The 14,183-nt window shown below is 27.3% G+C and carries 21 protein-coding genes; 14 read left to right on the top strand and 7 right to left on the bottom strand.

The features are described from left to right. The first annotated feature begins 9 nt into the window (after positions 1-9). Positions 10-378, top strand: a complete 369-nt coding sequence (locus tag CINS_RS02020) for an HIT family protein (protein WP_039649426.1) — start codon at positions 10-12, stop codon at positions 376-378. A 9-nt stretch (positions 379-387) separates the two neighbouring features. On the opposite strand, the gene rsfS is transcribed toward CINS_RS02020, so the two are convergent. Beyond that, positions 388-717, bottom strand: a complete 330-nt coding sequence (gene rsfS, locus CINS_RS02015; protein ID WP_039649424.1) for a ribosome silencing factor — start codon at positions 715-717, stop codon at positions 388-390. An 8-nt stretch (positions 718-725) separates the two neighbouring features. After that, the gene (nadD, locus tag CINS_RS02010; protein ID WP_039649422.1) at positions 726-1,277 is read right to left on the bottom strand and encodes a nicotinate (nicotinamide) nucleotide adenylyltransferase; all 552 of its coding nucleotides are present in this window, start codon (positions 1,275-1,277) and stop codon (positions 726-728) included. Between the two features lie 60 nt (positions 1,278-1,337). Between nadD and gap the strand changes: the two genes are divergently transcribed. The 7 genes from gap to CINS_RS01975 all read left to right on the top strand — a co-directional run bounded on the left by gap (position 1,338) and on the right by CINS_RS01975 (position 6,691). Next, positions 1,338-2,333 (top strand): type I glyceraldehyde-3-phosphate dehydrogenase, encoded by a 996-nt coding sequence (gap, locus tag CINS_RS02005; RefSeq protein ID WP_039649420.1) that lies wholly within the window; start codon positions 1,338-1,340, stop codon positions 2,331-2,333. Position 2,334: 1 nt separating this feature from the next. After that, positions 2,335-3,540, top strand: a complete 1,206-nt coding sequence (locus tag CINS_RS02000; RefSeq protein WP_039649417.1) for a phosphoglycerate kinase — start codon at positions 2,335-2,337, stop codon at positions 3,538-3,540. Continuing rightward, complete coding sequence (locus tag CINS_RS01995) at positions 3,537-4,217, top strand: triose-phosphate isomerase (protein WP_039649415.1); 681 nt, start codon at positions 3,537-3,539, stop codon at positions 4,215-4,217. Before CINS_RS02000 ends, CINS_RS01995 begins: the two co-directional genes overlap by 4 nt. Before the next feature lie 115 nt (positions 4,218-4,332). Next, positions 4,333-4,875, top strand: coding sequence for an invasion antigen I (locus CINS_RS01990; RefSeq protein ID WP_039649413.1), 543 nt, complete (start codon positions 4,333-4,335; stop codon positions 4,873-4,875). 10 nt (positions 4,876-4,885) lie between these two features. Further along, positions 4,886-5,578, top strand: a complete 693-nt coding sequence (gene dut, locus CINS_RS01985; RefSeq protein ID WP_039649411.1) for a dUTPase — start codon at positions 4,886-4,888, stop codon at positions 5,576-5,578. Next, positions 5,575-6,285: an EI24 domain-containing protein gene (locus tag CINS_RS01980; RefSeq protein ID WP_039649409.1), complete on the top strand. Its 711-nt coding sequence runs from the start codon at positions 5,575-5,577 to the stop codon at positions 6,283-6,285. Before dut ends, CINS_RS01980 begins: the two co-directional genes overlap by 4 nt. Continuing rightward, entirely contained in the window at positions 6,278-6,691 is a 414-nt protein-coding gene (locus tag CINS_RS01975; protein ID WP_039649407.1) for a pyridoxine 5'-phosphate oxidase family protein, read from the top strand. The genes CINS_RS01980 and CINS_RS01975 overlap by 8 nt, the downstream gene beginning before the upstream one ends. A 15-nt stretch (positions 6,692-6,706) precedes the next feature. Here CINS_RS01975 and fldA read toward each other — a convergent pair whose 3' ends face one another. From fldA to CINS_RS01950, 5 genes are all read right to left on the bottom strand, one after another. After that, complete coding sequence (gene fldA / locus CINS_RS01970) at positions 6,707-7,198, bottom strand: flavodoxin FldA (protein WP_039649405.1); 492 nt, start codon at positions 7,196-7,198, stop codon at positions 6,707-6,709. A 3-nt stretch (positions 7,199-7,201) separates the two neighbouring features. Then, the gene (locus CINS_RS07585) at positions 7,202-7,873 is read right to left on the bottom strand and encodes a hypothetical protein (RefSeq protein ID WP_052251944.1); all 672 of its coding nucleotides are present in this window, start codon (positions 7,871-7,873) and stop codon (positions 7,202-7,204) included. 2 nt (positions 7,874-7,875) lie between these two features. After that, a complete protein-coding gene (locus CINS_RS01960) occupies positions 7,876-8,193 on the bottom strand; it encodes a DUF2325 domain-containing protein (protein ID WP_039649403.1) in 318 nt (105 codons plus the stop codon). A gap of 87 nt (positions 8,194-8,280) precedes the next feature. Next, the gene (gene truD, locus CINS_RS01955) at positions 8,281-9,414 is read right to left on the bottom strand and encodes a tRNA pseudouridine(13) synthase TruD (RefSeq protein WP_039649401.1); all 1,134 of its coding nucleotides are present in this window, start codon (positions 9,412-9,414) and stop codon (positions 8,281-8,283) included. Beyond that, on the bottom strand, positions 9,383-10,210 hold the full coding sequence (locus CINS_RS01950; protein ID WP_039649398.1) for a thiamine-phosphate kinase: 828 nt from the start codon (positions 10,208-10,210) through the stop codon (positions 9,383-9,385). Before CINS_RS01950 ends, truD begins: the two co-directional genes overlap by 32 nt. Before the next feature lie 97 nt (positions 10,211-10,307). On the opposite strand from CINS_RS01950, the gene CINS_RS01945 reads away from it, so the two are divergent. From CINS_RS01945 to CINS_RS01920, 6 genes are all read left to right on the top strand, one after another. Next, the gene (locus CINS_RS01945) at positions 10,308-10,946 is read left to right on the top strand and encodes a DUF5644 domain-containing protein (protein ID WP_052251943.1); all 639 of its coding nucleotides are present in this window, start codon (positions 10,308-10,310) and stop codon (positions 10,944-10,946) included. 11 nt (positions 10,947-10,957) lie between these two features. Further along, entirely contained in the window at positions 10,958-11,650 is a 693-nt protein-coding gene (locus CINS_RS07580; RefSeq protein ID WP_052251942.1) for a hypothetical protein, read from the top strand. Then, complete coding sequence (locus CINS_RS01935; RefSeq protein ID WP_039649397.1) at positions 11,647-12,042, top strand: hypothetical protein; 396 nt, start codon at positions 11,647-11,649, stop codon at positions 12,040-12,042. The genes CINS_RS07580 and CINS_RS01935 overlap by 4 nt, the downstream gene beginning before the upstream one ends. After that, a complete protein-coding gene (locus CINS_RS01930; protein WP_039649395.1) occupies positions 12,035-12,691 on the top strand; it encodes an RsmD family RNA methyltransferase in 657 nt (218 codons plus the stop codon). The genes CINS_RS01935 and CINS_RS01930 overlap by 8 nt, the downstream gene beginning before the upstream one ends. Before the next feature lie 67 nt (positions 12,692-12,758). Beyond that, the gene (locus tag CINS_RS01925) at positions 12,759-13,805 is read left to right on the top strand and encodes a flagellar basal body P-ring protein FlgI (protein WP_039649393.1); all 1,047 of its coding nucleotides are present in this window, start codon (positions 12,759-12,761) and stop codon (positions 13,803-13,805) included. Then, positions 13,805-14,170: a rod-binding protein gene (locus CINS_RS01920; protein WP_039649391.1), complete on the top strand. Its 366-nt coding sequence runs from the start codon at positions 13,805-13,807 to the stop codon at positions 14,168-14,170. The genes CINS_RS01925 and CINS_RS01920 overlap by 1 nt, the downstream gene beginning before the upstream one ends. The last annotated feature ends 13 nt before the right edge of the window (positions 14,171-14,183 follow it).

Below are 14,183 nucleotides of genomic sequence, written 5' to 3'. Positions count from 1 at the left end.
GAATAAATTATGATATATGAAAATGATATTTTATACATAGAAAAAGAAGATTCACAAATCCCTTGGATAAAAATTTTTACCAAAGAAAATTATAAAGAATTAAGCGATTGTCCTGACTTTGTACAAAATATGCTTTTTAAATTTATTGTAGCTAGCGAGCTTAGTTTAAAAGAATATTATCAACCTGAAAAAATCAATATTGCTTCATTTGCAAATTATGTCCCTAGAGTCCATTTCCACGTTATGGCAAGGTTTAAAGAAGATGCATTTTTTCCAGAAAGTATGTGGGGTAAACAACAAAGAAAAATAAAAAATTTGAACCTTCCAAATTTTGAAGGATTTATCCAAACACTAAATAAAAAACTTACAGAAATATAAATTTATAAATTAAAATTTATTGTCTTTATTTAATGTTTTTAAAAAATCTTCTATATTATATTTTTGTCTATAATTTTCACTCATCAAATGGATCAAAATATCTCCTAGATCAATAGCTGTCCATTCTTCACTACTTTCTATATTTAAAAATTCTTCCCCTTTATTTTTGAGATTAGTTTTTAAATCATCTAACAAAGAAAGTGCGTGCCTTTCCCCCATAGTAGTGGCAATTACTACAAATTTAACAAAATAATCTTTATTTTGCATATCAAAAGTTTCTATAAAGTCAGCTTTTTTATCATCTAAAATTTTAACTATGTTATCAATTCTCTCTTGCATATACTTCCTTAATTTTGTTTATCTTGAAATTTAGAATAATAAAGCTTAACTTCCTCTTTGATTTGCTCACAAACTTGTGTAGTTTGTAATGTTTTTCTAATAAAAGAAGAAGAAATATCAACTTTAGTATCTAAAGTTATGAATTCTTGAGGTATAGATATATCATCTCTTTTTGCAATCACAAATTCAACCATTTTTTTTAAACGATCATATTCATGCCACTTATGTAAATTTTGCAAATGATCAGCACCTAAAATAAGATAAAATTTTTCTATTTGATAATTTTTATATAAAAAATCAACACTTTCTATACTAGGAACTGGTCTTTGCTTTTTAATTTCAAAATCACATATTTCAACTTTAATCAAATTTTTCCAAAGTGTTTTTACCCATTTCAAACGCTTTACTTCATCAGCAGCAAAACTACTTTTAAATGGATTTATAAAAGTTGGCATTATAATTAATTTGTCTATATCTAAATTATCTAAAGCATTAAGCACAACTGCATTATGTCCTAAATGAGGTGGATCAAAACTACCACCAAAAAGTGCAATTTTCATTAAATTTTTAACCTTTTTTTAGTAAAATCTTAGCGACTTAATCATAAAAAGGAAATGAAAATGGCTGTAAAAGTTGCAATAAATGGCTTTGGACGTATTGGAAGATGTGTCGCAAGAATTATTATGAAACGCGATGATATAGAACTTGTAGCAATCAATGATACCACTGATATAGAACTTACCAAATACCTTTTTAAATACGATACCATTCATGGAGTATATGATGGTAGTGTTGAAAATGAAGGAGATGATTTAATCATCGATAACAAAAAAATAAAAGTTTTAAAAAGTAGAAATGTTGCAGATTTAGATTTTGCAAAATATGGTGCACAGATTATTTTAGAATGTACTGGTGCTCATTTAACTTTAGAAAAATGTCAAGGATTTTTAGAACATGGGGTTCAAAAAGTTATCATGAGTGCTCCTGCTAAAGATAAAACTCCAACTTATGTTTTAGGAGTAAATGCACACGAATATAAAGGTGAAAATATCATTTCAAATGCAAGTTGTACTACTAATTGTCTAGGACCAATTTGTAGAGTTTTACAAGATAATTTTGGTATAGAAAAAGGTCTAATGACTACTATTCACGCTTATACAAATGGACAAAGCATTATTGATGCAAAAGCAAGAGATAAGAGAAGATCTCGTGCTGCTGCTCAAAATATAATCCCAACATCAACAGGGGCTGCTAAGGCAATGAAGCTTGTCATGCCAGAACTTGATGGTAAATTACATGGACAAAGCATGCGTGTGCCTGTAGCTGACGTATCAACTGTGGATTTAACAGCAACTTTGAAACAAAAAGTAAGTAAAGAAGAAATCAATGAAGCCTTCAGAAAAGCTGCAAATAGTAATTTAAAAGGCATTTTACATGTAGACGATGAAGAAAGAGTTTCTAGTGACTTTATCACTTGTTCTTATGGTGCTATTGTAGCAAGCGATTTAACTCAAGTAATTTGCGATGACTTTGTAAAAATCGTTGCTTGGTATGATAATGAATGGGGATATTCCTCCCGCTTAGTAGATATGGCAGTATTTGTAGCAAAGGCTTAAAATGAGTAATAATATTTTATCAATTAAAGATATAGATCTTGCTAATAAAAAAGTCTTTATAAGATGTGATTTTAATGTACCTCAAGATGAATTTTTAAATATTACTGATGATCGCCGCATAAGATCAGCCATTCCAACAATAAGATATTGTTTAGATAATGGTTGTAGTGTAGTTTTAGCCTCACATTTAGGACGACCCAAAGAAATAGCTTCTAAGTATTCTTTAGAGCCTGTTGCCAAAAGACTCGCAAGATTGATGTCTAAAGAAGTTATAATGGCAAAAGATATTATAGGTGAAGATGCTATTAAAAAATCTACCGAACTAAAAAAAGGTGAAATTCTACTTTTAGAAAATTTACGTTTTGAAAAAGGTGAAACAAAAAACGATGAAAATTTAGCTAAAAAACTCGCTTCAATGGCTGATATTTATATCAACGATGCATTCGGAGTATGTCATAGAGCTCATGCGAGTGTGGAAGCTATTACTAACTTTTTTGATAATTCTCACAAAGGCGCTGGATTTTTATTACAAAAAGAAATAGAATTCGCAAGTAATCTCATTAAGCATCCAGCTCGTCCTTTTGTAGCAGTTGTAGGTGGATCAAAAGTAAGTGGTAAATTACAAGCTTTAACTAACTTATTACCAAAAGTTGACAAACTTATCATAGGCGGAGGTATGGCTTTTACCTTCCTAAAAGCACAAGGTTATGACATAGGAAATTCTCTTTTAGAAGAAGAACTAATAGAAGAAGCAAATAAAATCTTGCTTAAAGGTAAGAATTTAGGAGTTAAGATTTATTTACCTGTAGATGTAACAGCTGCGCAAACTTGTTCTCAAGAGGCTGTAATGAAATATGTTCCTATTCAAGAAATACCAGCAGGCTGGATGGGACTTGATATAGGGCCTGCAAGCGTAAGATTATTTAAAGAAGCCATTTCTGATGCACAAACCATATGGTGGAATGGACCTATGGGAGTATTTGAAATAGATAAATTTTCAAAAGGTAGCATAAAAATGAGTCATTATATTAGCGAATCACATGCTACAACAGTAATTGGTGGTGGAGATACAGCTGATGTTGTTGCAAGATCAGGCGATGCTGATGAAATGACTTTCATTTCGACAGGAGGTGGAGCTTCTTTAGAACTCATAGAAGGCAAAGAACTTCCAGGAGTAAAACCTTTAATGATAAAGGACAATGAATGATTTTTGCTGCAAATTTAAAATGTAATCATACAAGAAGCAGTTTTCAATCTTACGCTGAAGAGATCAACTCTTTTAAAAATACTGAAGATGAAATTTTTATATTTCCTTCAAGCACTTCCTTTTTAATGCAAAAATTAAATTTTTATCAAGGTGCTCAAAATTTTTATCCTTGTATAAATGGTGCATATACAGGAGAAATTGGGCAAGAACATTTAGAAGAATTTAATATCAAAAGTGTCTTAATAGGACACTCCGAAAGAAGAGTTTTAGGTGAAAATGAAAAATTCTTAAAAACCAAATTTGATTTTGCTAAAAATTTATCCTATAACATTATCTATTGCATAGGAGAAAGCCTGGAAATAAAACAAGAGAAAAAAAGCTTAGATTTTTTGAAAAAACAAATAGAAAATATTGATTTAGACTATGAAAAACTTATCATTGCATATGAACCAATTTATTCTATAGGCACAGGCGTGAGTGCTAGTATTGAAGACATAAAAGAGAAGTTAAATTTTTTAAGTCAATTTAGTAAATGCAAATTTCTATATGGCGGAAGCGTAAATCAAGATAACATAAAAGATATTTGTAGCCTACAAAACTGCCATGGTGTATTAATAGGAACAGCGGCATTGCAAGCTGATAAATTTTTAAAATTGATACAAATTGCCAAGGGATAAAGATTAAAAATTCTTTAATATTTGATTTTTGTAAGGTAAAAAAATCTTACAAAAATTATTGAATATTTTATTATTTTGTCGATTTAACTTTAATTCGTTATAAAGGATCTAAACTATGCAAATTTCAAGCTTAAATTCTCAAAGTTTTTCAATGGACATTAAAACAAAAAGCGGCAATCAACTTTCATTTTCGATGTATGATGAAAAAGAAGCAAAATTCAAACAAGAAGGAAATTTAACTTCTTTAAGTTTAAAAAGCCAATTTGGATTTTCATTTTCTTACAGCGGAACTAAATTATCAGAAGATGATATTAAAGAAATTAAAGACGCTGTTGCAAAAGTCCAACCTCAAATCGATGAATTTATGAAAAATTCAAGAGTTGGTAGCTTAAAACCTAAAGAATTAATCGCTACAGCAATGAATATTACTAACGTATTACCTCAGCCTAAAAGTGAAGAACATAAAAAAGCTACTTTACATGAGTTACTTAATACTATGGATAAAAATTTAAAACAAGAAATGAACAAAACTGATCTTAAAGATGTTAAAGCACAAATTTTCCAAGATAGTGCAAAATTATTAGAGGAAATTTGGAAAGATTATAATAAACAACAAGAGAACAAAGAAAATAATAAAGAATTTGGATTTTATGCATAAGGATAATAATATGAATACAAAAGATATTCTAAAAAATATGCTCGAACTTCAACAAAAATTAAATGATGAAACAAATGGTATAGGCTGGGAAAATGGCTACACAAAAGAAGGAAAGCTTATTAGTTTTAGAAGGTGTATTTATATGGAATGTGCCGAGCTTATCGATTCTTTTGCTTGGAAACATTGGAAAAGCATTAATAATCCTACTAATTGGGATAATGTTCGTATTGAAATTGTAGATATTTGGCATTTTATTATGAGTTTGATTTTAGAAGAATATAAAGAAAAAAACATTACTGATAAAAATTTTATAGCAGAGGAAGTTTCATCAGTGAGTTTTTTTGATGATTTTTGCAAAGAAAATCCTATCCCAAAAGATGCTGATACTTATGGAATTTTAAACGACATTGAACTTATTATACATAAATGTAGTGGGTTTGATTATGATTTAGGCGAATTATTAAGTGTATATTTTGTTTTAGCTAAAAAATGTGGATTAAATTTTTTTGATCTATATAAAATCTATATAGGTAAAAATATTTTAAATCAATTCAGACAAGAAAATGGTTACAAAGATGGAATATACAAAAAAAATTGGAATGGTATAGAAGACAATGAAGTGCTAAATCAAATTTTAAAAGACACATTAAAATATGAGGAAATTTATGCAAGATTACAAAAAGCTTATAAACAAGCACAATGAATATCTTATATCTTAGTTTACAAGATTTTTTCAATAAATCATTTTTGAAATTTGCTTTTTTACCCTTGCTATTTAGCGTGGTTTTGCTTAGCCTATGTGTTTATTATACTTATAATACTTTCTTTTATTATTTAGATAATTTTACTAGTAATTCTTGGTTTGCATGGTTTTTTAGCTTTAGCATAGTTCAGTTTTCCTTGACTTTTTTAAGTGTCATAGGTGGATTTTTTATTGTAATATTTGCTTCTGTTTTTTTATCTATGCTTATTGTATCTTTTTTAACTCCCTATGTTGTTAAAAAAATTAATTCCAAATACTATCACCACATTATGAACGATGAGATAAATTTTTTAGAAATTTTGTTAAAAATTTTAAAAATTTTGTTTATTGGAATTATTTTGTTTATCTTAGCTACTTTTCTACTTATCATTCCTTTTGTGAGTATTGTTGTATATTATGGTGTTTTTTACTATTTTTTTCATAAATTTTTAATTCTTGATGTGGGTAGTTGTGTTTTAGATAAAACAAATTTTAGAATATTTTTTAAAAATTCATCACCTTTATTATTTAAATTAATAACTTTTATATTTTTTTTACTTTCTAGTGTTCCTTTATTAGGATTATTTTTACAAGTCTTTTATGTCATTTTTTTAACTCATTTGTTTTATCAAAAAGTTTTATTGCTGCAAGCTAATCAAAATGCATAAGCAAATTCAAGATTTTATTTTATCTCAAAAAGTTTTACATTTAGGGATAATTGATGATGATTGTGGAGTATATTGTGCAAGTTGTTATTATGCTTTTGATGCATTAAATATTACCCTAATCTTTGCAAGCCATAACAATACAAAACACATACAACTTGCATCTAAACACCCTAATGTCTCAGTAAGCATTGCTTGTGATAATAAATCAATTTGTTTTATTAAAGGAATTCAAGCCAAAGCGTATTTTACAAAAGCAAATAAAAAACAAGAAAAAATATATTTTGATAGATTTCCTTTTGCAAAATTTACGGAAGCTAATCTTTATTCTTTAGAAATTTACTGGGCTAAATACACAGATAACAAAAAATTATTTTGTAAAAAATTAGAATTTCAAAGATGTCTTTAAAGACATCTTTAATTTTTATGAAAAAGAAGGTCTAATTTGCTCAACCCAAGCATCAATTCTACTTTCAGTCAAGTCTTCGTGATTATCATTATCTAAAGCAAGTCCTACGAATTTATCACCTTCAACTGCATCACTTGATTCAAAAGTGTATCCACCTGTAGAAACAGCACCTACAAGATTTGCTCCTGCTGATTTTAGTTCTTGAGCTAATTTCCCCATAGCACCACAATATGTATCTGAATAACTTTCGCTATCTCCCATACCAAAAACTGCTACTGTTTTACCATTAAGACTTAATTTTGAAAAATCAAAACTATCCCAATCATCTTGCAAATCGCCACTACCCCAAGTAGAAGTTCCACAAATTAACTTATCATAAGAGTTAATCTTATCTGCATCAATATCTGCTATATTTAATACATCAGAAATTCCTAATTTTTGTGCAATCATACCAGCTGCACCTTCAGTATTTCCCATAGAACTTCCAAAAATTACTGCTGTTGCCATTTATTATCTCCTTAAAATTTGATTATTAATAGTATAGGGAACTAATTTTAACAAAGTATTATTATTTTCACATAAAAAATGTCTTATTTGTTTATATTGAGTAAATTTCTTGCTTCTAGGATACACAATATAAAATTTATCAAAAGAATTCTGGCTAATAATTCTCAAAGCATAGTCTATATCATTTTTTTCATCTTGAAAAAATTTTGCGCTAATAGCCATTTTATTGCCAATTATGCATAAATTATTCTTGATATTTATTTTTAATTTTGGGTTAGTTTTAGCAATTTTATCAAAAACAAAATTTTCAAATACAACTTGTGGATCAATTAAAAATTCTTCCTGAAAAAATATATTTAGTATTAATTTTGCAGGAATCAAATCAGGAATTTGATGTTTTAAACTATTACAAAACCCGTTTTTTTTATAAATCTCAATTATTTCTTTAGAATATACACATTGCTCAAAATCATCGCCACTTTCAAGTAAATCTTGAATGTATAATTTAAATATATCTTTCAAATTTTTAGCTACTTTTGCATATTTATAAGGGATTTTCATATCACTTTCATTTAATGCATTGTAAAAATTTAAAAATATATAATTTATTTCATATTGAGAATAATCTTTAAAAACGTTAGGAATGATTTGTCGATTTTTAATAAATCCAAACATTCTTATCCTTTATTAATGCAATCATATTTTTGATCTAACCCAAAAACTTTGCAATATTCACAATACACACAACTCACACTACGCTTAGCACATACTAAAGGTATATTTCTTTTTTTAGCTTCAGTTTTAATTTTTTTCATAGTGTTATGATTTAAAAAACTAGTAAGCATTACAATACACTGTGTATTTTGAGGAATAGGTTTTCTATTTACCCTATTTTCATTTCTAGCATCCCAATGTTGGATATCTTTTGCACCTAAATTTGTTAAAACTGCTTTAATAGGGGTGATCTCATCCGCACCAATAACCAAAACTGACATTTATTTTCCTTTTATAGTGTTAAAAAATGATAATGGTTATTATAATTTAAAAAAATAAATTTAAACTGATATTTAATATCAGTTTTATTAAATTATATTTTGTTCTTGTATGTTAGTATGTAAAATTTCTTCTAAAACAATTGTTGCGTATGAGCCCTTCTGTAAAAAAAACTCTAAAATACAATGTGCTTTTTCTTCATCATAATAGTACTTACAATCTTGCATATAAGACCATAAAAATCTTCTTGATCCTTGCATTTTAATCTTATAATCATAAAAATCTGAAAAGATTTCATCTTCTATTTTTTGAGCCAAACTCCCTAATTGACATTCATAAGCTTTTACTCCTATTAAAAGCCCCATAGCACTAATATCTCTTTGAACAAATCTTTCTAATTCATCTTGTAATTTGTCACAAATAAAACACTTTCCAAAAGGATAATGACCTAAAACTTCTCCTGACAAAAGTTTAAAAAACTGTTTTTGATCTTTTAAATTTTTGTATTCTTTTTTATCGAGTGCATAAATTTTCCTTACTTCTTTTTCATTAAATTCTTCAATAAAACGGGAAATTTCTATCCTTTTGCTCAAATATTTATTAAAAAGTTCACTTTGAAAAGCAGAAATTAAAAAATCTTGCATCTTTTTATTTTTTATTTTTTTTCCTTTTAAAATTTCTAAACCTTGATAAAAATTATCTTGAAATTTTCCAAAACGTTGATATCCAAAATAATTAGCAAAACCTTGATTTTGCAATACATTAAAAGCTTGTTTGATTTTAAGTGCATCTATATTTGAAACTTTTTTAAGTCTTATAAAAAAAGAATTTCCTTTTAAGTGTCCTATTTTAAGCTTATTATCATGAATAAATTTTTCTAAAATTTTCATCTTTTCATGTTGAAAATTTTTTAAATTATCTTCAAATTTCTTAGGCATTGAAATATATTGAGTGGTCAAACCTTGTTTATCCTTAAGACCACAATACCCAAAATCTCTCATTCTTACACCAGTTTGTTCGCTTAAAATTCTTAAAGCTTCACTTGTACTTAAATCTTTTTTTTGAATATGCAATATAAGATGCTCTCCTTTACCACTGAAATCATATAAAGGCTTTTCTCTTACCACAAAATCATTGCTATTTTTAGAAAAATGAACATTTATAGGACTATGATTTAAAGCATAAATAGGTTTAAAAATGATGTTCTTTTCCATGATATATATACCTTCCTATTTTAGTTTTTGCAAAAATATTTATTTTTATTCTATGTTTTTTAGCCATATTTTCTATATAGGCTTTATGTTTTTTATTAAATGCAAATAAAATTTCATATTCTTCTGCACTATTTAATTCAAAAAAGCTAAGTTTTTTAAGAAATTTAATATTTAAACGATTAACAGTAAGTAGTCTTGATAAATCTTTTTTTAAACCATCAGATATATCCATGCTTGCATTTATTTTTTTAGCTATATCGTAAAAAAAATCTTGTCTTAATTTTGGTCTTATAAAACGATGCGTAGAATGAAGCTTAGAGCCTCTTTGTAAAATTTTTAGACCCTTTAAACTGTCTCCCAATTTTCCACTAAAAGCTAGCAAATCATCTTTTTTTAATCCTTTACGATATATCGCCTTTTGATTTTGATTGATTATAGAGATAATAGTAATGCTAATGTTGATTTTATCATCTGCTATTGTATCACCACCAATAATTTGCACCTTAAAATTATTAGCTTCTTGCATCAGACCTTGTTGTATTTTTTTTATATCTTGTAAAGATAAATTTTTTGGCAAAGAAAGTCCTAATAAAGCATATTTTGGAATTGAATTCATAACTATTGCATCAGAAATATTAACAAGCATAGCTTTTGCACCAATTTGCTCTAAACTCATCCAATTTCTTTTAAAATGAACATTCTCACAAAATAAATCTTTGGAATAACAGTGATTATTTATAACAGCACCATCATCTCCATTAATAGAATTAGCAAAAGTACTAATAATAAATTTTTCTTTATCCATGTGAATATTTTATACAAAATGAATTTAATTTTTTATAATAATCAAATCTTTATAAGTTTAAAATGTATATAATGGAAAATAACACAAGGATATAATCATGAAAATAATTTTAAGAATTTTTCGTTTTGATAAGAATAGTGATTATTTAGCTTATTATAAACCATATATTTATGAAAGTAATGATTTTCAAAGTATTTATGATTTACTTTTGCAAATTAAAAAAGATGATATATATTTTGATTTTGAAAATAATTCTGAAAGTTGTATAAAAGTTAACCAAATTGCTATCAGACAAAGACGAAATTTAAAAAATATTATTGATGAATTTGGAACAGAGTTGATTATAGAACCATTAGATACCAAAAGAGCTATTAAAGACCTTATCATCGATAAAAGTGATTTTTATGAAAAATTTAAACTTTTTGAAGGTTTAGTTGATACTCACGATATAGAACTCTATAAACAATACGATTTTTTATATTACACTAGTGAAACAAGGGAATTTTTACCTCAGTATTTAGGCGGAAGTTTTTTTATATTTGCATATAAAATGCTTTTAAAATATCCTGAAAAAACTCCACATTTTTTAAAACTTGTTGCAGATGAAGAAAAAGGAATCTATTATCATACAAGTTTTAAAAATTTTATTTCATCTAATGAATCTGACTATGAAGCTTATATTAAAGAATTAAAAATACTACTTGTCAAAGCTGGCTATACAAGAAGTATATTTTAAAAGGGAAAAATATGTATAAAATTTATACCAACAATAATAACGATTTATTTTGTTATTTTGACATCATTAGCAATGCTTTGGAATTTATAGGAATAAAAAATCAAATTTGCAACAAACCTTTAGGAAAAAATTATTTTATTGTTGATTACAATCCTAAGGAAATATTAAAAGAATACGAAAGAATGATGGACGATGATAATATCTTAGCCTGTGAATTCAGCTCATATGATATTATGAGCCAAATAGAAAAAATTCGATACGCTCCTGATGTTTTTATTCAGAATTTAAAACAAGAACACATTAAACATTATTTTGATGGATTTAATATTGCTGTGTATCAAAGCCTATCTAAAGCAGAATCTTCGACACAGCTAGCTAAAACTCTTCGTGCTAATGTTATAGATTTTGAAAGAAAATACAATTCATGTGGATATAGCTTCTTAGCCCTAAATCCTCAATTAGCATACAAGGCTGCATCAACTGTTATACTAGATGCTTATGATAGCGGAAGTGACTTTTTAGTTGTAGAAAATTTTTACGCTTTTTATATGTTTGATAAATGTTATAAAGAATTACAAGCTGTATCTGGTAGAAATTTCGAAGATTTTTATATTCTAACCTTTTCAGAACTTGCAAATTTATCCTTAGGTATAATACCACATACTTTAAAAAAACATTCCTTAAAAGTGAGTCTAATAGAATGAAAATTTCTCTTGAATGCAAAGATTTAATTTTAGAAAAAACATTAGAGCTTGTTTTAAAAGAGCATTTAGTTTTAAAAAAAGATTGTGATTTTATAGTTTGTGATGAAAAAATTTATTCTCAAAAACCGCAATTTATTATCAACAAACATTCTGTCTTTTTAACCATACCTTTTAGCACCGAAGAACTAATAAATGCTTTAGAAGAATTTGATGCAAGCTTACAAAATATAGCTTATAAAATTGCTTATCGTGAAAAGAAAATCATGAATCAAAAATGTGAAACATTACTCGAACAACTCCGCGTACAAACACATAAAACAATAGATGAAATTTTTGATATCTATAAGAAAAATCTAAAAAGTCTCTTACAAGAAGAACATACTAATGTCTAAAAAACAAGAATTTAAAAATGTAAAAGAATTTTTAAATTCTTACACAAAAGACAAAACAAACTCAAATACAGAAAAGTCTAAAAAAATATACTCTTGTATAGAAAGTGGTACATTTAAAGGTAAAAAAATACTCTTACCCGATCTAAAAACCACAAGAAGTACAAAAAGTATTGTAAAGTCTTGTGTTTTTAATGTCTTACGTTTTCAACTGCAAAATAAAATTTTTATAGAAGCCTTTGGAGGAAGTGCCTCAATGGCACTTGAAGCAAGAAGCAATGGTTGTTTGAAAAGTTATGCCATAGAATTAGATAAAAAAGCTTATACTATAGCATCGCAAAATGCTAAAAATATTGATGCAAATACTATATGTTTTAATGATGATACTTTTAAAAAAACTCCTCAAATTATACAAAGCGTAAAAGAAGAAATAATTTTATATATAGATCCTCCTTTTGATATTCGCGATGGATTTTTTGATATCTACACAAAAATACTTACGATGATAGAAACAATACAAAATCAAAATATCAAAATTATTATATTAGAACACCATAGCACTTTTAAAACTCCTCAAAAAATTGGATTTTTTCATAAAATAAAAGAAAAAAAATTTGGCAATACCACTTTGAGTTTTTATATTTCTAAATAAAAATCTATTTTGGAACTTTTTTTGCTTTATTTTAGCTATAAAAAGCAGTAGATTAAAGGAAGAATCAATGAAAATAGTATTATTTTTCATAGCTTTTAGCGTTAGTTTATACGCAGCTACAATTAAAGAACTCGCAAATGTTGTGGGTGTTAGAGACAATCAACTTATAGGATATGGTTTAGTAGTCGGATTAAACGGAAGTGGCGATGGTACAAGTAGTGAATTTACTCTACAATCTATATCTAATATGCTTCAAGGTATGAACGTAAAAATTAGCCCAGGTGATATCAAATCAAAAAATACCGCTGCTGTCATGGTAACAGCAAAACTTCCAGCATTTGCAAGAAGTGGTGATAAAATAAATGTTAGTGTAGCATCTTTAGGAGATGCAAAATCTCTTCAAGGTGGTACCTTATTAATGACTGCTTTAAAAGGTGTTGATGGAGAAATTTACGCAGTGGCGCAAGGTTCTTTAGCTATAGGGGGTCTTAGTCCAAGACCTGGAGCTGCTGGAACTCATTCAACCTCAGCAAATATTATGAATGGTGCAGTTGTTGAAAGAGAAATTCAGCAAAATTTTAATCAAAATGATGATCTAATTTTAAGTTTAAAAGATGCTGACTTTAAAACAGCAAACAATATAGAAAGAGTTTTAAATAATATTTTTGATGCAGATATCGCAAAAGCATTGGATTCTAGAACAATAAAACTTACAAAACCTGAAGAATTTTCTCATGTTGAGTTTATGGCTAGAGTTTTAGAACAAGATGTTGCTTACACACCTGAAATTAAAGTTATTATAGATGAGAGAACTGGTACTGTTGTAGCCGGTGTTAATATCGAAGTTGAACCTATATTAATAACTCACAAAGATATTACTATAAAAATAGATCCAAATAATAATGCTACTTTAGCTCAAAATGAAATCGATATGAAAGATGGTGGTATACTTGATCCAGTTTCTAACACTCTTAAAATAACAAACAACAAAACAACAGTAGCTAATATAGCAAGAATGCTAAATAAATTAGGTGCTACACCAAATGATATTATAGCCATTATGCAAAATTTAAAAAGAGCAGGTGCAATTAATGCTGAATTGGAGATAATATAATGAAAGTAGATAATTATTTAGCAAGCAAAAATTATAGTAGCGAACTTTATGAAAGCATTACTAAAAAGAATAATAGCTATCAAGCTGCTAAAAACTATGCAAACAGCGCTTTTAAAAACGATGTCGCTCATATACAAGCTCTAAGCAATGAAGATGAAGCTTTGAAAGAACAAACAGATGCATTTGAAGCTTTTTTAATCAAGAGTGTTTTAGATATTTCTCTAAAACAAGAAAATTCTTTATTTGGAAAAGATGCTAGTGATGAAATTTATTCATCTATGTACAATGATACTATGAGTAAAGCTTTAAGTGGTGGTTTAGGATTTTCAAAATTATTATTTGATTATTTAAAAGAAAGGGGTTAAGTTATTTTTTAAA

This window comes from Campylobacter insulaenigrae NCTC 12927 (genome assembly GCF_000816185.1).
Lineage (GTDB): Bacteria > Campylobacterota > Campylobacteria > Campylobacterales > Campylobacteraceae > Campylobacter_D > Campylobacter_D insulaenigrae.
This window is presented reverse-complemented; position numbering and strand designations above follow the sequence as displayed.